Origin of the sequence: Mycobacterium cookii (assembly GCF_010727945.1) — a bacterium.
GTDB classification, from domain to species: Bacteria; Actinomycetota; Actinomycetes; order Mycobacteriales; family Mycobacteriaceae; genus Mycobacterium; species Mycobacterium cookii.
This window is the reverse complement of record NZ_AP022569.1, coordinates 1887761-1906382: the sequence shown is the minus strand read 5'-3', so window position 1 is coordinate 1906382 and position 18622 is coordinate 1887761. Positions and strand designations below refer to the sequence as shown.

15 protein-coding genes are annotated in these 18622 nt (G+C 66.9%); 7 read left to right on the top strand and 8 right to left on the bottom strand.

Annotated features, from left to right (window positions below):
* The first annotated feature begins 38 nt into the window (after window positions 1-38).
* Both G6N27_RS08960 and G6N27_RS08955 read left to right on the top strand, forming a co-directional pair.
* On the top strand, window positions 39-1163 hold the full coding sequence (locus G6N27_RS08960) for an adenylate/guanylate cyclase domain-containing protein (protein ID WP_163776022.1): 1125 nt from the start codon (window positions 39-41) through the stop codon (window positions 1161-1163).
* A gap of 58 nt (window positions 1164-1221) precedes the next feature.
* A complete protein-coding gene (locus tag G6N27_RS08955) occupies window positions 1222-1776 on the top strand; it encodes a hypothetical protein (protein WP_163776021.1) in 555 nt (184 codons plus the stop codon).
* Here the strand turns inward: G6N27_RS08955 and G6N27_RS08950 are convergent.
* Window positions 1773-3668, bottom strand: coding sequence for an ABC transporter ATP-binding protein (locus G6N27_RS08950; protein WP_163781537.1), 1896 nt, complete (start codon window positions 3666-3668; stop codon window positions 1773-1775). The two genes, G6N27_RS08955 and G6N27_RS08950, sit on opposite strands and share 4 nt — an antisense overlap.
* Window positions 3669-3676: 8 nt before the next feature.
* A complete protein-coding gene (locus tag G6N27_RS08945; protein ID WP_163776020.1) occupies window positions 3677-5422 on the bottom strand; it encodes an ABC transporter ATP-binding protein in 1746 nt (581 codons plus the stop codon).
* 139 nt (window positions 5423-5561) lie between these two features.
* Here G6N27_RS08945 and G6N27_RS08940 point away from each other — a divergent pair, with 139 nt between their 5' ends.
* From G6N27_RS08940 to G6N27_RS08930, 3 genes are all read left to right on the top strand, one after another.
* Complete coding sequence (locus G6N27_RS08940; protein WP_232064918.1) at window positions 5562-6110, top strand: DUF3558 domain-containing protein; 549 nt, start codon at window positions 5562-5564, stop codon at window positions 6108-6110.
* On the top strand, window positions 6107-6661 hold the full coding sequence (locus G6N27_RS08935; RefSeq protein ID WP_163776018.1) for a DUF3558 domain-containing protein: 555 nt from the start codon (window positions 6107-6109) through the stop codon (window positions 6659-6661). The genes G6N27_RS08940 and G6N27_RS08935 overlap by 4 nt, the downstream gene beginning before the upstream one ends.
* A gap of 126 nt (window positions 6662-6787) precedes the next feature.
* Complete coding sequence (locus tag G6N27_RS08930) at window positions 6788-7378, top strand: hypothetical protein (RefSeq protein ID WP_163776017.1); 591 nt, start codon at window positions 6788-6790, stop codon at window positions 7376-7378.
* Window position 7379: 1 nt separating this feature from the next.
* On the opposite strand, the gene G6N27_RS08925 is transcribed toward G6N27_RS08930, so the two are convergent.
* Window positions 7380-7886, bottom strand: coding sequence for a SixA phosphatase family protein (locus G6N27_RS08925; protein ID WP_179963361.1), 507 nt, complete (start codon window positions 7884-7886; stop codon window positions 7380-7382).
* 193 nt (window positions 7887-8079) lie between these two features.
* On the opposite strand from G6N27_RS08925, the gene G6N27_RS08920 reads away from it, so the two are divergent.
* Together G6N27_RS08920 and G6N27_RS08915 are read left to right on the top strand one after the other, a co-directional pair.
* On the top strand, window positions 8080-9246 hold the full coding sequence (locus G6N27_RS08920) for a metallophosphoesterase family protein (protein ID WP_163776015.1): 1167 nt from the start codon (window positions 8080-8082) through the stop codon (window positions 9244-9246).
* Window positions 9243-11855, top strand: a complete 2613-nt coding sequence (locus tag G6N27_RS08915) for an AAA family ATPase (protein ID WP_163776014.1) — start codon at window positions 9243-9245, stop codon at window positions 11853-11855. Before G6N27_RS08920 ends, G6N27_RS08915 begins: the two co-directional genes overlap by 4 nt.
* A gap of 3 nt (window positions 11856-11858) precedes the next feature.
* Here G6N27_RS08915 and G6N27_RS08910 read toward each other — a convergent pair whose 3' ends face one another.
* From G6N27_RS08910 to G6N27_RS08890, 5 genes are read right to left on the bottom strand one after another with little or no spacing between them, the layout of a single operon-like run.
* On the bottom strand, window positions 11859-13226 hold the full coding sequence (locus G6N27_RS08910; RefSeq protein WP_163776013.1) for a cytochrome P450: 1368 nt from the start codon (window positions 13224-13226) through the stop codon (window positions 11859-11861).
* A 37-nt stretch (window positions 13227-13263) separates the two neighbouring features.
* A complete protein-coding gene (locus tag G6N27_RS08905) occupies window positions 13264-14922 on the bottom strand; it encodes an ABC transporter family substrate-binding protein (protein ID WP_163776012.1) in 1659 nt (552 codons plus the stop codon).
* The gene (locus tag G6N27_RS08900) at window positions 14915-16765 is read right to left on the bottom strand and encodes a dipeptide ABC transporter ATP-binding protein (RefSeq protein WP_163776011.1); all 1851 of its coding nucleotides are present in this window, start codon (window positions 16763-16765) and stop codon (window positions 14915-14917) included. Before G6N27_RS08900 ends, G6N27_RS08905 begins: the two co-directional genes overlap by 8 nt.
* A complete protein-coding gene (locus tag G6N27_RS08895; RefSeq protein WP_163776010.1) occupies window positions 16762-17634 on the bottom strand; it encodes an ABC transporter permease in 873 nt (290 codons plus the stop codon). The genes G6N27_RS08900 and G6N27_RS08895 overlap by 4 nt, the downstream gene beginning before the upstream one ends.
* Entirely contained in the window at window positions 17631-18608 is a 978-nt protein-coding gene (locus G6N27_RS08890) for an ABC transporter permease (RefSeq protein ID WP_163776009.1), read from the bottom strand. Before G6N27_RS08890 ends, G6N27_RS08895 begins: the two co-directional genes overlap by 4 nt.
* Window positions 18609-18622: the final 14 nt, after the last annotated feature.

Here is an 18622-nt window from a genome sequence, read left to right as displayed (position 1 = left end):
CGACCCCATGATGCCTTGCTGCGTTATACGTTGGCGGAGTGGATGAACCCCGAGATCCGGAAGTCGAGAAGCTGCTCGACGGTTTGGAAGGCAGCGCACGCGCAGAGCGCGCCGAGCTGATCGAGTGGCTTTTCGAGCAAGGGATCACCGCCGACGAGATCCGTACCGCGCCGGTTCCGATGCTGGTGGCGTCGCGCCGGCTGATGGGTGACGACGGCGATTACGTTTCGACGCGCGAGATCAGCGAGTCGGCCGGCATCGATCTGGAACTGCTGCAACGCGTGCAGCGCGCCATCGGGTTGGTCCGTGTCGACGACCCTGACGCAGCCGTCCATCTGCGCGCCGACGGGGCCGCTGCGGCGCACGCCAAGGACTTCCTCGCGCTCGGCATTCACCCCGATCAAGTTGTGCAGGTCGTTCGTGTTCTCGCCGAAGGACTTTCGCACGCCGCCGAGGTGATGCGATACACCGCGCTGTCGGCCATTCTGCAGCCCGGCGCCAGCGAGTTGGAGACGGCCAAGGCGTCCCAGGCGCTGGTGAGCCGTATTACGCCGCTGCTCGGGCCGATGATCGAAGACATGCTGTTCATGCAGCTGCGGCACATGATGGAGACCGAAGCGGTCAACGCCAGCGAGCGGGCGGTGGGCGCACCGCTGCCGGGGGCGCGGCACATCGTGGTGGCCTTCGCCGATCTGGTCGGCTTCACCCGGTTGGGCGAGGAGCTGCCGCCCGAAGAGCTCGGCCAGCTGGCCAACCGGCTCGCCGACGTCGCCCGCGACGTCGCCACTCCACCGGTGCGCTTCATCAAGACGATCGGCGACGCGGTGATGTTCGTCTGCACCGAACCGGCGCCACTGCTGGACGCCGCGCTCAAGCTCGTCGACATCGCCGACAGCGACAACGACTTTCCCCGGCTGCGGGCCGGCATCGCCTCGGGGGCTGCGGTGAGCCGGGCCGGCGACTGGTTCGGTAGCCCGGTCAACATCGCAAGCAGGGTGACGGCGGCGTCGCGGCCGGGCGCGGTGCTGGCCGCCGAGTCGGTGCGCGAAGAACTCGGCGATTCCGCTGGTTTCAGCTGGTCGTTTGCCGGTGCGCGACACCTCAAGGGGATCAAGGGCGAGGTGAAGTTGTTCCGCGCCCGCCGCGGCGAGGGCGAGGGTTGAGTGTTCGCCGGCAGTGAACCGACGTTGCTTTGCTTTGTAATGATGTAATCATGTAAATATGAAACACCAACATGGACACGGGCGGCGCTACGGCCGCTCCGGCGGCTGGCAGCAAGCCGGCCAACCCGACGCCGGCGACGCCGCGGACTGGTTCGCCGGTCGGCTGCCCGACGGCTGGTTCGCCGGCGACCCGACCGTCGTCGTCGACCGCGAAGAGATCACCGTCATCGGCACGCTGCCCTCGGAGGAGAGCGAGAGCGACGCCCACGCATCAGGGCGGGCGTCGCGGTTTCGCGAGGAGACCCGGTCGGAGCGAATGCACATCGCCGACGAGGCGCAGGCCCGCTATGGCCGCAAGGTGTCCTGGGGCGTCGAGATCGGCGGCGAGCCGATCCTGTTCACCCACATCGCCGTTCCGGTGATGACGCGGCTGAAACAGCCGGAGCGCCAGGTGCTCGACACCCTGGTCGACGCCGGCGTGGCCCGGTCCCGTTCTGATGCGTTGGCCTGGTCGGTGAAGCTGGTCGGCGAGCACACCGAAGAGTGGCTGGCCAAACTACGCGATGCGATGTCCGCGGTCGACGATCTGCGCGCCGAGGGCCCCGAACTCTAGGCCTGGGTCATCCGGTAGTAGGCGCCACGGCGGGCCAGCAGTTCGCCGTGGTTGCCCTGCTCCACGATCTTGCCGGCCTCCATCACCAGGATGACGTCTGCATCGCGGATCGTCGAAAGGCGATGGGCGATAATGAAACTCGTTCGGTCGCGACGCAACTCGTGGGTGGCCTTGGCGATCAGCAGCTCGGTGCGGGTGTCCACCGAGCTGGTCGCCTCGTCCAGGATCAGCAGCTGCGGGCGAGCCAGAAACGCCCGCGCGATGGTGATCAGCTGACGCTCGCCGGCGCTGATGTTGCCGCCGCCGTCGGCCACCCGGGTCTCGTAACCGTTCGGCAGCGTGTGCACGAACCGATCCACGTAGGCGGCCTTGGCCGCATCGATGATGTCGTCGTCGCCGGCGTCCGGTCGGCCGTAGGCGATGTTCTGCGCGATCGTCCCACTGAACAGCCAGGTGTCCTGCAGCACCATCCCGATCCGCGAGCGCAGCGAATGCCGGTTGACGGTAGTGATGTCGACGCCGTCGACAAGGATGCGGCCGGAATCGACGTCGTAGAAGCGCATCAACAAGTTCACCAGCGTGGTCTTGCCCACCCCGGTGGGGCCCACGATGGCCACGGTGCTGCCCGGTTGGGCGGTGAACGAGAGATCCTCGAGCACCGGATGGCCGGGGTGGTAGCCGAAGCTCACCTGGTCGAATTCCACTCGCCCCGTCGGGCCTTCGCCGTTGAGCGACGGCAGGGACAGCTCGCGGTCGGGTGCTTCCTCGGTCTCGTCGAGCAGGTCGAAGACCCGCTCGGCGCTGGCCACACCGGACTGCAGCGTGTTGTACATAGAGGCCACCTGATTGACCGGCCCGTTGAACTGCCGCACGTATTGGATGAACGCCTGGATGCTGCCGACCGTGATCTGCCCGGTCGCCACCTGCACGCCGCCGACCACCGCCACCCCGACGTAGCTGAGGTTGCTGATGAACGTGGTCGCCGGTGACACCAGCCCGGAGAGCAGCTGAGCGCCGAAACTCGCGTGGTAGACCTCGTCGTTGAGCCGGCGGAACTCGTCTTCGATCCGGTCGCGCTGGCCGAATGTCCTGACCAAGGTGAAACCGCTGTAGCTCTCCTCGATGTGAGCGTTGAGCCGGCCGGTATTCCTCCACTGCGCGAAGAACATTCGCTGCGAGCGTCGCGCGATCGCCCGGGTCGCCAGCACCGACACCGGGACCGTCACCAACGTGATCCCGGTCAGCACCGGCGAGATCGTCACCATCATCACCAGCACTGTCACCACGGTCAGCACCGCGCTGAACAGCTGAGCGATCGTCATCGACAACGACGTCTGCAGGTTGTCGATGTCGTTGGTGACCCGGCTGAGCACTTCGCCGCGCTGCCGGTTGTCGAAGTAGGCCAGCGGCAGCCGGTGCATCTTGTCCTCGACTTGCGACCGCAGCCCCTGCAGCGTCCGCCGCACCGTCACGTTGAGCAGCCGAGCCTGAACCCAAATCATCAGCGCGGCAACCAGATACATGATCAGACCCAGCGCCAACGTGCGGGCGACCGCATCGAAGTCGACACCGCGTCCGGGGACCACGTGCATCCCGGAGAGCAGGTCGGCGAAGGCGTTGTTGCCGCGCGCCCGCGCAGCCGCGACAGCCTGATCCTTGGTGATGCCCGCGGGCAACTGCCGACCGATCACCCCGTTGAACAGCAGATCGGTGGCGTGGCCGAGGATCCGTGGAACCACGACGCCGATCACCGTGCCCAACAGGCTCAGGGCGATCACCGCAATGGCCGTACGGCGTTGCGGTGCGAGCAGTTTCACCAGACGAACGGTCGACGCTCTGAAGTTCCGCGGCCGGGTGGCCGGGGGAGCGGCGGCGCGGCGCACGTCACCCATCGACGCGGTCACCGGAGATCACCCACTTCGGCGCCCAGCGACTGCGATTCCGCGAATTCCCGATAGGTCGGGCAGTCGGTCATCAGCGATTCATGGGTGCCCGCGCCGACCACCCGCCCGTCGTCGAGGACGATCACCCGGTCGGCGCCGATGATTGTCGAAATACGTTGTGCCACAATGATGACCGTCGACTCGGCGGCGGCTTCGGCGAGTTGGGCGCGGACCTTGGTGTCGGTGTGGACGTCGAGAGCGGAAAACGAGTCGTCGAAAATGTAGACGGCCGGCCGGCGGATCACCGCCCGCGCGATCGCCAGTCGCTGGCGTTGTCCGCCGGAGAAGTTGACGCCGCCCTGCGCGACGCGCATCTGCAGGCCGTCGGGGTGTGTGCGGACGAATTCGTCGGCCGCCGCGATTCGCAACGCGTCCCACATCTCGTCTTCGGTCGCGTCCGACTTGCCGTAGCGCAGGTTTTCGGCGACGGTGCCGGAAAACAGATAGCCGCGTTGGGGTATCAGCCCGATGCCCGACCACAGCTCGTCGACGACCCGGTCGCGCACGTCGACACCGTCGACAAGGACGGTGCCGGCGGTCACGTCGTACAACCGGCAGATCAGCGCCACCAGCGTCGACTTTCCCGAACCGGTGCTGCCGATGATCGCGGTGCTGGTGCCGGGCCGTGCGGTCAGCGAAATATCCTGCAGCACAGGCCGGTCCGCGCCGGGATAGCGGAATGACGCGCCGCGCAGCTGCACGACGCCGCGCTGATCGCCGGACGGCGGCACCGGGTTGGCCGGATTGCCGACTGCCGGGATCGTCGTCAGCACCTCGGTGATCCGTTCTGCGCACACCGCCGCCCGTGGCAACACCATCACGGTCATCGTCGCCATCAGCACCGCCATCAGGATCTGGGTGAAATAGGCGAGGAACGCGACCAGCGAGCCGACCTGCATCCGGCCGCTGTCGATGCGTAAGCCGCCGAACCAGATCAGCGCGACGCTGGAGCAGTTGATGGTCAACGTGGTCACCGGCAGCATCAGCGCCTGCCAGTTGCCCGCGGTCTGCGCGGTGTCCGACAGCGCGACGTTGACCTCGTCGAAGCGGCGACGTTCGTAGGATTCACGGGCGAACGCCCGCACCACCCGCACACCGGACAGCTGCTCGCGCATCACCCGGTTGATGTTGTCGATCAGCCGCTGCATGCTGCGGAAGATCGGCAGCGTGTTGGAGATGATCCAGTAGTTGGCCGCGACCAGCACCGGGACGCTGATCACCAGCAGCCAGGACAGCTCGGCGTCCTGGTGGATCGCCATCGCGATTCCGCCCACGCACATGATCGGCGCGGCGACCAGGACAGTCGTGGCCATCTGCACCAGGAACTGAATCTGGCGGACGTCGTTGGTGGTGCGGGTGAGCAGTGACGGCGCGCCGAACCGGGCGGTCTCGTGTTCGGAGAACGACGTGACGTGATGGAACACCGCGGACCGCAGATCACGGCCGCACCCCATCCCGGTCCTGGAGCCGAAGTACAGCGCGCCCACCGAACACAGCACCTGCAGCGCGGTGACCACGAACATCAGCCCACCGAGCCGGACGATGGTGGCGGTGTCGCCCTTGGCGATGCCGTCGTCGATGATCGTGGCGTTCACGGTCGGCAGATAGAGCGACGCCAGCGTGCTCACCGATTGCAGCGTCATCACCGCCGCAACCAACCAGCGGTACGGCCCGACGAACTGGCGTAGCAGGGCCAGGAGCATCTGGTAACTGTTGCATATCCGCCGATGTCGGGTCTCGGCGATCATTGATAAGAAACCACAGCTCACCGCGTGTGCGATGGTTGCCCAAAGGCGGTGCCGCTACAGTGCAACCTGTGATCACCAGAAGGTGCGGGTAGCGGTGCGGCGGAACGTGGCGGCGCTGGCGTGCGCGGCAGCGACTTTGATTCCGATTGCGGCCGCGTGCTCTGATTCCGGCTCCAATCAATCCCAGTCATCCGGGTCGACGGCGCCGGCGTCGGGGCAGGGCAATCACGGTCCGATGTTCCCGCAGTGCGGCGGCATCAACGACGAGACGGTGACCAAGCTGACTCAGATAAACGGGCTGGTCAACACCGCCAAGAATTCCGTGGGCTGCCAGTGGCTGGCCGGCGGCGGGATCCTCGGCCCGCACTTCTCGTTCTCCTGGTACCGCGGCAGCCCGATCGGCCGGGAACGCAAGACCGAAGAGCTGTCCCGCTCCAGCGTGGAGGACGTCAACATCAACGGCCACGGCGGTTTCATTGCGGTCGGCAACGATCCGCAGCTCGGAGACTCGCTGTGCGAGGTGGGCATCCAGTTCTCCGACGACTTCATCGAGTGGTCGGTGAACTTCAGTCAGAAGCCGTTCCCTGATGCCTGCAACGTCGCCAAAGAGCTGGCGCGTCAAACGATTGCGAACTCGAAATGAGCGTGCGCCGTCGGGTCCTGGTGGGTGTCGCGGTGCTGGCCACCGCGCTGTCGGCGTCGACCGGCTGCACGAGGTCGGTGGACGGCACCGCGGTGAAAGCGGGCGCCGGTGACAACGTGCCGCGCAACAACTCCTCCGAGCAGCAGTACCCGAATCTGCAAAAAGAGTGTGAAGTCCTGACCACCGATGTGTTGGCCAAGACGGTGGGCGCCGACCCGCAGGACATTCAGAGCACGTTCGTCGGGGCGATCTGCCGCTGGCAGGCGGCTAATCCCGGCGGCCTGATCGACATCACCCGCTTCTGGTTCGAGCAGGGCAGCCTGGCCAACGAACGCAAGGTCGCCGAATTCCTGAAGTACCAGATCGAGCAACGGGCGATCGCCGGTGTGCCATCCATCGTGATGCGGCCGAACGATCCCAACGGCTCCTGTGGCGTCGCCAGCGACGCCGCGGGCGTGGTCGGATGGTGGGTGAACCCGCAAGTGCCCGGTATCGACGCCTGCGCGCAGGCGCTCAAACTCATGGAGTTGACGCTCTCCACCAACTCCTGATTCCCGAGGTGTCTATGCAGGTCGAAGGTGGATTCCGGGGCGGTTCGCCAAAGCGATTGAGACAGTTAAATATTCTGAACACACAAAGGCTCACCAGCTGCCAGACGCGTTCGCTACGATCGCACGATGTCTGAAACGCCTGAACACGAGCCTTCCTCCGCAGCGACGGAAACAACCGAAGCCGCCCCTGCGACCACGCCCGCGCCGGCGTCTCATGCCGCACCTGCCCGCGTCGCCCAGCCTTCGAAGGCGTCGGGGCTAATTCCGTTGGCGGCCTTGGTGCTTGCCGTGCTGGCCATCGCCGGCGCCGCGGTCGGATGGTTCTACCCGCACAAGACCGCCGGAACACCGGGGAACTATTCCGAGCAGCAGGTCAAAGATGCGAAAAAGCACATCTGCGAAACCTTCAAGATCGTCGACCGCGCCGTGGTCAGGAACTCTCACCTGAAGAACCCCGACAACGGCGGGCCGATCGGCGCGCTCTCGGTGGCGACGGCGCAGCGTTTCGCGTTCTACGACGGCGGCGCCTTCCTGCGTGACCGGGTGGCCTCTGAGCCCGCGACCCCGAAAGACCTGGCGGATAACGCCAACGCTCTCGGAACGCAGCTCGAGGAACTGAGCATCGGCTACCTCGCCGGTGCGCAGGACTTCGTCCAGGACGAACTGCGGCAAAACCTCGACGAGAAGATCAAGAAGATCGTCGAGATCTGCAAGTAGCTCAACGCGGCACGTGAAAGGCGTCGAGCTCGGCTGAACCGAGTTCGACGTCTTTCCAGCTGCGGGTGAAGCGCAACACCGCCATCGCCGACGTCGGGAACTTCGACGAGATGCGTTCGGCGGCATCGGTGTTGGTGGTGTCGGTGCGGGTCAGTCCCAGCGCCAGCTGAGTCATCGTGGGCTCGTGCGCGACGAGCAGCAAGACGGTGGCATCGTCGCCGACGCCGTTGATCTCGTCGATCACCGTGCCCGGGGTCGCGTCGTAGAGCCGGTCGACGTAGCGCACGGGTGCGTCGATGCCGGTGTGCGCCAAGGTTTCGCGTGCGCGGGTCGCCGTCGAGCAGAGCACCGCGTCGATCTTCGGCAGGCTGGTCCGCAACCAGTCGCCGGCCAGGGCGGCTTCGCGCTTTCCACGGGGTGCCAGCGGCCGATCGTGGTCGGCCACGCCCGCCGGATAAGCCGACTTGGCGTGCCGCAACAGGACGAGTGTGCGGATGTGGTCGCTCACCCGGTTGACGTTACCCGGCGCACTCCGAGGCTTGTGTGGCTGATGTGGCGCCTGGGTAGCGATGAGGTTCGGTGCTTTTGTTGTCCGCCGGACCTGCCGGTCGAGGTCCACGGACTTGTCGGTGAACGGTTCTACACTTCGCGGTGGCCTCCTCGCCCAAGGCCGGACATCACGCAGAAGGGACGGGACCGCAATGCGATTCGTGCACACCGCCGACTGGCAGCTCGGCATGACCCGTCACTTCCTCGCGGGCGATGCGCAACCGCGTTATTCGGCCGCCCGGCGTGACGCGGTGGCCGGGCTCGGTCCGCTTGCAGCCGGTGCCGGCGCTGAGTTCGTGGTGGTCTCCGGGGACGTGTTCGAAGATAACCAGTTGGCGCCGACGATCGTCAGCCAGTCACTGGAAGCCATGCGCGCCATCGGGATTCCCGTCTACCTGCTGCCCGGTAACCACGATCCGCTGAACGCCGCGTCGGTGTACACCAGCGCGCTGTTCAAGACCGAATGTCCGGCCAACGTTCGGGTGCTCGATCGGCCCGGCGTTCACGAGGTCCGGCCAGGCCTGCAGATCGTCGCCGCGCCGTGGCGGTCCAAGGCGCCGACCACCGATCTGGTCGCCGACGTGCTCGACGGGCTGCCGGCCGACGGCGTCGTCAGGGTGCTGGTTGCGCACGGCGGTGTCGACGCGCTCGACCCCGATCCGGCCAAGCGGTCACTGATCCGGCTGGCCGGTGTGGAGAATGCACTGGCCCGCGGCGCAATCCATTACGTGGCGCTCGGCGACAAGCATTCGTTGACCGAAGTCGGTGGCACCGGCCGCGTCTGGTATTCGGGTTCGCCGGAGGTCACCAACTACGACGACGTCGAAGCCGATCCCGGTCACGTGCTGATCGTCGACATCGACGAGGCGGACCCGCAGCATCCGGTGACCGTCGATGCTCCCCACGTCGGGCGCTGGCGATTCGGCACGTTGAACCGGGATGTGAACAACAGCCGTGACATCGCTGACCTGGACATGAACCTCGACCTGATGCCCGACAAGGACCGAACTGTGTTGCGGCTGGCGCTGATTGGTTCGCTGACTGTCACTGACCGCGCCGCGCTGGACGCGTGCCTGGACAAGTATTCGCGACTGTTCGCATCGCTGCGGGTGTGGGAAAGTCACAGCGATCTGGCGGTGATTCCCGCCGACGGTGAATTCAGCGACCTGGGTATCGGCGGGTTCGCCGCCGCAGCGGTTGAGGAGTTGGTGACGGTCGCCCGCGCCGGCGACGACGAGACGGCCGGCGACGCGCAGGCGGCGCTCGCGCTGTTGTTGCGGCTGAGCGATCACGGCGAGCAGGGGCGGGGTGCGGCATGAAACTGCATCGGTTGGTCTTGAAGAACTATCGCGGAATCGACTACCGCGAGATCGACTTTCCCGATCACGGGGTGGTCGTCGTGTCCGGCGCCAACGAGGTCGGCAAGTCGTCGATGGTCGAGGCGCTTGATCTGCTGCTGGAATCCAAGGACCGTTCGACCAAGAAAGAGGTCAAACAGGTCAAGCCCACGCACGCCGACGTCGGATCGGAGATCACCGCCGAGATCAGTGCGGGCGCTTACCGTTTCATCTATCGCAAGCGCTTCCACAAAAAGCCGGAGACGCAGCTGACGGTGCTCGAACCGCGGCGCGAACAACACAGTGGCGACGAGGCGCACGACCGTGTGCAAGCCATGCTGGCCGAGACCGTGGACACCGAATTGTGGCATGCCCAACGGGTTTTGCAGTCGGCGTCGACGGATGCGGTGAACCTCTCGGGTTGCGACGCGCTCACCCGGGCGCTCGACGTCGCAGCAGGCGATGCGGCCGCGCTGTCTGGAACCGAGCCACTACTGATTGAGCGGATCGACGCCGAGTTCGCCCGGTATTTCACCCCGACCGGCCGCCCCACCGGCGAGTGGGCGGTCGCGATCAAGGCGCTGGAAGCGGCCAATCAGGAAGTCGAACGGTGCGCCGCCGCTGTCGCCGAGGTCGACGACCGGGTGCAACGGCACGCCGCGCTGACCGTCGAGCTGGCCGAGATCACCGGACAGCAAGGTGCTGCCGCTACCCGACAGACCGCGGCGCGGGCGGCCGCCGACGCCATCGCCCGGCTCACCGAACAGGTCCGGGAGGCCGAGCTGATTGCCGCGGCCGCGACCGCAACCAGCGCCGCGTCAACGGCCGCGCACACCGAGCGGACCCGGCTGCGCAGCGAAAGTGATTCGCGCACAGCCGCGGTCGTCGCCCTGGAGGAGGAAGCCCGCGAGGCAACCGAGGCCCAGGCGGTCGCGCGCGAGGTGACTGTCGAGGCCGACGCTGCCGTCGAGCGGGCCGACCAGAGTCTGGTCGCCGCCCAGCGGCGCGCCGAGACCGCACGCGGTCAGGTCGACGATCTGGCCCGCCGCGACGAGACGCAACGCCTGACCACTAGGCTCGCGAAAATCGATGCCGCGCTGAGTGGACGCGACGAGGTGGCGAAAGAGCTGTCGATGATCACCGTGACCGACGACCTGCTGCGCCAGATCGAGCAGCACGCCGCCGCGGTCGACCGGACCGAAGGCCAGCTCGCATTGGTCTCGGCGACAGTCGAATTCGTTGCCGCCGCCGACATCGAACTGGTCGTCGGCAGCCAGCGGGTGACGTTGCCGGCCGGCGACAGCTGGTCGACCGTCGCGAATGCCGAGACCGACATCGAGATTGCCGGCGTCGTGACTGCCCGCGTCACGCCGGGCGCGTCGGCGCTCGAGGTTCAAGAGAAACACGCTGCGGCGCAAGAGAAGTTGACCGCAGCGCTGGCGGCGGCACAGGCCGTGGATCTGGAATCGGCACGACAGGCCGACCGTCGGCGCCGCGAACTGCAGAGCACCCGCGCTCAGCTCACCGCGACGTTGGCCGGACTGTCCGGCGACGACGACATCGACAAGCTGCGCTCCCGGCTCGCTGAATTGCAAGCTTTGCCAGCTGTTTCCGACGATATCGACGCCGGCGCCGCGCGTGCCGAACTGCTCGAGGCAGTCGCGGCCCGCGCCCAGGCCGAAGTCGACTGCGATACCCACCGCAAGGTTGCGGCGCTGGCGATGAACAAACTCAACGAGATCACCGCGCAGGTAACGCGGGCAGACGACAAGCTGGTCACCCAGCGCGCCGAGTTGGTCACCGTCGCCGGCCGGCTGGCCGAACAACGGGCGGCGGTCTCCGACGAGCAACTGACCGCGGCGGTGGAGGCCGACGCAACGGCGGCGCGGGCCGCTGCTGGCCGCGTCGCGGAACTGTCTGAAGAGTTGGCTGCCAAGGCGCCCGAGATCGTCGCGGCAGAGCTGACTGATGCCGTCGAGGCGGTCGCGGCCCTGCGTCAGCGCCACGATGAGGCGGAACGCATGTTGCACGAGATCGCGGCGCAGCTAGCGGTATTCGGCACCGAAGGCCGCAAGGGCAAGCTCGACGCGGCCGAGATCGACGCCGAGCACGCCCGTGGCGAGCACGACCGGGTCGGGCGGCGGGCCAGGGCGGTGCAGCTACTGCGCGACGTGATGACGCGTCACCGCGACGCCACCCGGCTGCGCTACGTCGAGCCGTTCCGCGCCGAACTTGAGCGGCTCGGAAAGCCGGTCTTCGGGCCAAGTTTCGAGGTCGACATCGACACCGACCTGTGCATCCTCAACCGCACCCTCGACGGTCGCACCGTTCCCTACGAGTCGCTGTCGGGTGGGGCCAAGGAGCAACTCGGCATCCTCGCGCGGCTGGCCGGAGCGGCACTGGTCGCCAAAGAGGACGCCGTCCCGATCCTGATCGACGACGCGCTCGGCTTCACCGATCCCGAGCGACTGGTCAAGATGGCCGCGGTGTTCGACACCTTGGGGGAGCACGGACAGGTCATCGTATTGACGTGCACGCCGGCCCGATACGACGGCGTCAAGGACGCGCGGCGAATCGAGCTGTGCGCCTGAGGGTTAGCGTCGCGCGTCGACGCGGGCCGGGATCGGCCCCTTGGCGACAGTGGTGCATGGCGATTCGAGCGGAAAGTCCTTGTCCGTCGAACCGACCCGGACAGTCCGGACGATGGTGGCCAGCGCAAGGGTCGACACCAGCATCGCGAAGTGTTCCCCTATGCACGAACGTGGCCCGGCGGCGAACGGGATGAACTGCCAGCGGGCACGGTTCGCGGAGTTCTCCGGGCTGAACCGATCGGGGTCGAACACCTGCGGCCGATCCCACAAGGCCGGATCCCGGTGCAGCGCACTGATTGCGACCGCGACGATGGTGCCCGCTTCCACCCGGTAGCCGTCCACCTCGATGTCACTCAGCGCCAACCGGCCGACCCCCGCGGCCGGCGGGCACAGCCGCAACGACTCGTTGAGCACCTGGGCGGTGTATGCCAGCCGCGGCACATCGTGGGGCGTCAGTTCTCGGTCGCCGATCTCGGCAACCTCGGCGGCGACTCGGTCCTGCATGTCGGGATGGTGCCCGAGTTGCCACAACGCGTAGGTCAGCATCGTCGCCGTCGTGTCGTGGCCGGACAGCATGAAGATCAGCAGCTCGCCGCAGATGTCGTCGTCGGACAGCGTCCGGCCAGTGTCCGGGTCGGTGGCCGCGATCAACGCGTGCACCAGCGGTGCATCGCGGGTCGGATCTGCACGGCACGCCTGCAGGATGTCCCTGGTGACCCGGCGCATCGTCGCAACCGCGGCGCGGGCGCGGCGGCGTGACGGCGTCGGGAGCCACCGCGGCGCACGGACAGGCCGTAATGCGCGGTCGGTCGCGTAGGTCGATGCCACGTGCATGTTCTGCGCGATGTCGTCGCCGAATTCGTTGACGTCGACACCGAGAATCGAGCGGCCGAGCGACCGCATGGCGAGGCGGCGGCACTCAGCGTCGAGGTCGATGTCACCTACCTCGCGCCAGTGATCGGCGAACGTTTGCGCCGCCTGCGTCATGTGCCCGCCGAAGCCGTCGACGTTGTGTCGGGTGAACACCGGTTGCAGTGCGCGGCGGCGCGGAGCCCACTCTTTGTTGAGCAGCACAAAGAGGTTGTCGCCCGCCACGTTCCGCACTTCCTGGTGGATCAGGCATCGCTCGGTGAGCCCGTCCGCGCGTCCCAACACGTCGCGCACCCCGCTGGGCGAGCTGACCAGCACCAGGGCCGGGGCAAGGAACTTGGGCAGCGGGACGAACCGGGTCACCGGCCCGCCGGCCTCGCTCAGCAGGGTCAGACCGGTGTGCAACTCCCGCGCTGCCTTCAGCACCTGCCGAATGGGCAGCGGGTTTTTCGGCGCCAGCGGAAGCGCACCAACCTGAAGTCTGTCGACCGTCGCGGTCACGGGACCAAGAATACCGTCGCGGTCACCGCAGACCACCTCAGCGCATGAACCCGACCGCGGTGTAATCGACGTCGGCCAGTCCGGGCGCGCCGAAGTTGGCCAGATCGGTGCGGACCGCGATATCGCCGGGCGACTGGAACAGCGGCAGGTTGAAACCCTCTTGCCACAACATCGTGTCGACCTGGTTGGCCAGGTCGCGCGCCCGGCCCTCGTCCAATTCGGACATCGTCTGGTCGATCTTGGCGTCGATCGCGGGATTGCCAATCTTGCCGAAGTTCCCGTCGCCGTCGGAGGCGTAGATCTGCGGCAGCGCGGACAGCGGAAATGCGTTGCCCATCCACCCGAATTGCACGACGTCGAAGTCGCCGACGCTGACGTGCTGATTGAAGAATCCGTTGCCCGCCTTGACGTCGAGCACCAGCTTGACACCGATGTCCGCCAGGTTCTGCTGTGCGACCAGAGCGATCTGCCGACCTGACGGTGAGTCGTAGAGCACGTCGCGGATAACGAGCTGACGGCCATCTTTCTCCCGCCAGGCCCCGAGCCGCCGCCAGCCCAGCGCATCCAGATCCTTGCCGGCCTGCTCGGGGTTGTAAGCGGCTGGCGCGCTGTTGTTTTGGTAGCCGACCTGGCCGACCACGTAGATGTGGTTGTCCAGCGGCAGCGGGTGATCGGTCAGGCCATGCTGTACGACATTGACGATCGTCTGACGGTCGATGCCGCGACAGATCGCCAGGCGCAGCTTCTCGTCGGCCAGCACCGACCCGGGCGCGCCGTTGAAGGTGAAGTGATACCAGGTCGGTGCGGGCGCACTGCGGATCACCACGCCCGGGGTTCGGTCGGCGGTGACCATGTCGTCGAGCGTGCCCACACCGGCGGCATCGATCGCGTTGTTCTGCAGCGCGGGGATGACCGCGGACGAGTCGAGCACCAGGAACGTGATCGAGTTCAGCCGTGGTTTGCGTCCCCACCACCGGGGATTGCGGGTCAGCACGATCCGCTGCGCGCTGCGCTCGACCCGCGACACCAGGAACGGCCCGGCCGACGGTCCGGGCGCGTTGAGTTGACCGTTGTTGAACGCCTCCGGATCGCGGGTCATGCTGCGTGGCTGCATTCCGCCGGCGAACATCCCGCGCCACTCCGCGTACGGGTGGTCGAACGTGACCACCGCCTGGCGGTCGTCGACGCCCTCGGTGACCGATGCGACCCGCTGGAACCCGGCCTTGCTGGCCATCAGATAGCGCTTGTCGCGGCCGCTGCACGCGTCGACCTCGGCCTTGAGGTCTTCCCAGGTGATCGGCGAGCCGTCGCTCCACACCGCTTTCGGGTTGATCGTGTACGTGACGACTTGCGGGCTGGAACTGGTCAGCTCCGCGGCTGTGAAGTAGTCGGTGTTGAGTCGCAGCGTTCCGTCCGCCTGCGTGATGAATGCCCCGGGCAACGTCGGAGCGACGATCGACGCGACGTTGGCGGTGTTGCCGTCGATGTTGAGCTCGTTGAAGTTCGCCGGAAACGCGCTGATCGCCAGCCGCAGATCGCCGCCGTCGCGCAGGGTCGCCGGGTCCTGCGGGTTGATGTCGCTGGTCGTCCCGACTTGCACCGCCCGCCGGCCGACGACGTCGCGGTAGCCGTCCGAACATCCCGCCGCGACCACGCACGCGACGACAAGCAGCGCGAGCCTGCGAACGCTAGCCACCGGTCACCTCCGGATGTGCCCGCGGGACGGCCGCCAGCAGCCGCCGGGTGTATTCGTGCTGCGGGTCGGTGAACACCTGCTCGCCGTCGCCCTGCTCGACGATTTTCCCCCGATACATCACCGCGACGCGATGGGCCAGATGCTTGACCACCGAAAGATCGTGCGACACAAAGACATAGGACAGCCCGAACTGCTGCTGCAGGTCGAGCAGCAAGTTGATGATGCCCGCTTGGATCGACACGTCGAGCGCCGAGACCGGCTCGTCGAGCGCGAGGATCTTGGGCTGCAACGCCAACGCCCGGGCAATGCCGATCCGCTGCTTCTGCCCGCCGGAGAACTCGGCGGGATAGCGGCTGGCGTGCGCGTTCTCCAGGCCGACGATCTCCAGCAGCTCAGCGACCCGCTGCTCGCACCGGCGTCGGTCGAAACCGTTGGTGATCAACGGTTCCGCGATGATGTCGAACACCGGCAGGCGGGGGTCCAGCGATGCCACCGGATCCTGGAACACCACCTGCAGCTCGGTCCGCAAACGGCGCCGCCCAGCCGCATCGAGGGCCGCGACGTCGGAGCCGAGAATCTCGATCGACCCGGCCTGCGGGGCGGCAAGTTCGAGAATCTGGCTCAACGTCGTCGATTTGCCCGACCCGGACTCGCCAACGATGCCAAGTGTGCGGCCCTGCTCGAGGATGAAACTGACGCCGTCGACGGCGCGGACTTCACCGACCTGCCGTCGCAGCACCACGCCCTTGGTCAACGGGAACGTCTTGGCCAGGTCGGTGACGCGCAGCACCACCGACGCTGCGCTGGCGACGGTGTCGACCGAAACCGGTTCTGTCGACACCTGATAGATCTCCGCCGCGCTGCGTCCCGCGACGTCGCCGGCCCGAATGCACGCCGCCCAGTGGTCGTCGCTGATCGCGACGAGCTCCGGCTCCGCCGACCGGCAGTCGTCGATCACCAACGGACAGCGTGGCGCGAACTGGCAGGCATGCGGCGCCACCGACGTCATCGTCGGCGGGGCGCCCGGGATCGGGACCAGCCGAGTGCCCTGCGGCGACTCCAGCCTGGGCACCGAGCCCAACAGGCCGACGGTGTAGGGCATCCGGCGATCACGGTAAAGGTCTGCGACAGTAGCGATCTCGACCGGCCGCCCGGCGTACATGACCAGCGCGCGGTCGGCGAACTCCGACACCACGCCCAGGTCGTGGGTGATGATCAGCACGCCGGCGCCGGTCACGTCGCGGGCCGTTCGCAGCACGTCGAGGATCTGCGCCTGCACGGTCACGTCCAGCGCGGTGGTCGGCTCGTCGCAGATCAGCAAGTCGGGATCGTTGGCGATCGCGATCGCGATCACCACCCGTTGACGTTCGCCGCCGGACAGCTCGTGCGGGAAGGCCCGCGCCCGGCTGTCCGGCTGCGCGATGCCGACCAGCTTGAGCAGCTCGACGGCTCGCTTACCCGCAGCGGCCCGACTGACCTTGGGATTGTGAACTTTCACGGCTTCGGCGATCTGGTCGCCGACGGTGTAGACGGGTGTCAGCGCCGACATCGGGTCCTGAAACACCGTGCCGATCGACTTGCCGCGGATGCGTGACATCGCCGGGTCGGACAGTCCGAGCAACTCGTCGCCGTGCAGGCGCACCGATCCGGACACATCGGTGTACTCGGGCAGCAACCCGACGATGGCCATCGCGACAGTGGTTTTGCCCGAACCGGATTCGCCGACGATGGCCACCACCTCGCCCGGGTCGAGGTGGAAACTGGTCGAGCGCACGGCGGCGACCCGCGCGCCACCGGTGTCGAAGGTGACGTCAAGATCGGTCACCTCGAGCAGTGCCGTCACCGCCGCTGCCCCGGTGACCGGCTGCCCGGATCCAGCGCATCCCGCAAACCGTCACCAGTCAGGTTGGCGCACAACACGATCAGCACCAACGCTCCGGCCGGAAAGAGAAACACCCAGGGAAACGTCGTCGTCGACGGGGTGCCGTTGGCGATCAAGGTGCCCAGCGAGACGTCGGGTGGCTGAATGCCGAATCCCAGGAAGCTCAACCCGGTTTCGGCCAGGACGGCGAAGCCGACGTTGAGCGTCGCGTCGATGATGAGGATCGAGGCGACGTTCGGCAGAATGTGACGTGAAATCACCCGGTGGTTCGGTACACCCATAAACCTTGCCGCGCGGACGAATTCGCGCTCTTTCAAACCCATCGTCAAACCGCGGACCATGCGCGAGCTGACCATCCAGCCGAACGCCGCCAGCAGCACAATCAGCCACAGCATGCTGCTGGACTGTTTGATCCGCGGGGTGATGATCGCGATCACCAGGAAACCCGGAACCACCAGCAGCAGATCCACCAGCCACATCAGCGCCTGGTCGCGCCAGCCCCCGAAATAACCGGCGACCGAACCGACTGTGGCGGCGATGCTGGTCGATATCAGCGCCACACAGAAGCCGATCAGCATGGACTTCTGCATGCCGCGCAGCGTGCGGGCCAGCAGATCCTGGCCGAGCGCATTGGTGCCGAACCAATGCTGCAGCGACGGCGGCTGCAGGAGCGCGTGGTAATCGAGCGCGGTGTAGTTGTAGGGAAGTAGCGGCGGCAAGCCGTAGCAGCCGACGAACAACAGCACCAACACGCTCAGGGCCGCAACCGCGGGCCGATTGCGCAGGAAGCGACGGATCACCAAGCTGCGTCGCGAACTGAAATCGGTCATGACACCCGCACTCTGGGGTCCAGCGCCGCATAGATGATGTCGGACAGCAATCCGGCGAACAGCAGCGCGGCGCCGGTGAACAAGGTGATCGTCGCGACGACATGGGTGTCCTGACTCGAAATGCCTTCGACCACCCATTCGCCCATGCCGTGCCAGCCGAAGATCTTCTCGACGAACACCGCGCCGACGACCAGGCCGCTGACCCCGTAGGCGAACAACGTCGCCAGCGGAATGAGCGCGGTGCGCAGACCGTGCTTGAACAACGCCCGCCGGCGCGTCAAACCCTTGGCCCGCGCGGTGCGGATGAAATCCTCGCCGAGCACGTCCAACATCGCGTTGCGCTGGTAGCGGCTGAAGCTCGCGGCCGCGCCGAGGGCCAGCGTGAGGGTCGGCAACACGATGTGCCGGGCGCGGTCGACCAGGTCGTCCCAGACGCCTGTCGGCGGAATCGGCGACGTCTCCCCGGTGTAGGAGAAGACCCGCACACCGGTGAGCATGTTCACCCGCAGCGCGGCCAGGATGAGCAGACCGGCCAACACGAACGACGGAATGCTCAGGGTGACCAGCGACAAGACGGTGATCACCCGGTCGCTCAGCCGGTATTGCCGCACCGCACCCCACGCTCCCAGGACCACCCCGGTCACCGTGCCGAGCAGCGAGCCGAGGACCACCAGGCGAAAACTCACGCCGACCCGCGGCCACAGATCCTGGGCCACCGGGTGACCCGTCACGGTGCTTCCGAAGTCGCCGTGGACCACACCCGCGGCCCATTGCGCGTAGCGGACCGGCACCGGCTTGTCCAAACCGAGCTCGACGGCTTTGGCGTGGATTGCCTCGGCGGGCGGCTGAGGATGACGTTCGATGAAACTGTCCAGCGGGTGAAACGTCACCGACGCCAGGCAGAACGCGAGAAACGAGGCCAGCAGCAACAGCACGAGGTAATTCAGCAGGCGACGCAGCAGGAAGCGGGTCATGCCCGTCGGCCCCG

What these genes read in the sequence shown, in the direction of transcription:
- G6N27_RS08945 (WP_163776020.1), bottom strand. Translation starts at nt 5,422, where the DNA reads ATGCTCCTGGCCCTGCTACGCCAGTTCGTCGGGCCGTACCGCTGGTTG.
- G6N27_RS08920 (WP_163776015.1), top strand. Translation starts at nt 8,080, where the DNA reads ATGCGATTCGTGCACACCGCCGACTGGCAGCTCGGCATGACCCGTCAC.
- G6N27_RS08955 (WP_163776021.1), top strand. Translation starts at nt 1,222, where the DNA reads ATGAAACACCAACATGGACACGGGCGGCGCTACGGCCGCTCCGGCGGC.
- G6N27_RS08890 (WP_163776009.1), bottom strand. Translation starts at nt 18,608, where the DNA reads ATGACCCGCTTCCTGCTGCGTCGCCTGCTGAATTACCTCGTGCTGTTG.
- G6N27_RS08915 (WP_163776014.1), top strand. Translation starts at nt 9,243, where the DNA reads ATGAAACTGCATCGGTTGGTCTTGAAGAACTATCGCGGAATCGACTAC.
- G6N27_RS08895 (WP_163776010.1), bottom strand. Translation starts at nt 17,634, where the DNA reads ATGACCGATTTCAGTTCGCGACGCAGCTTGGTGATCCGTCGCTTCCTG.
- G6N27_RS08930 (WP_163776017.1), top strand. Translation starts at nt 6,788, where the DNA reads ATGTCTGAAACGCCTGAACACGAGCCTTCCTCCGCAGCGACGGAAACA.
- G6N27_RS08935 (WP_163776018.1), top strand. Translation starts at nt 6,107, where the DNA reads ATGAGCGTGCGCCGTCGGGTCCTGGTGGGTGTCGCGGTGCTGGCCACC.
- G6N27_RS08950 (WP_163781537.1), bottom strand. Translation starts at nt 3,668, where the DNA reads ATGGGTGACGTGCGCCGCGCCGCCGCTCCCCCGGCCACCCGGCCGCGG.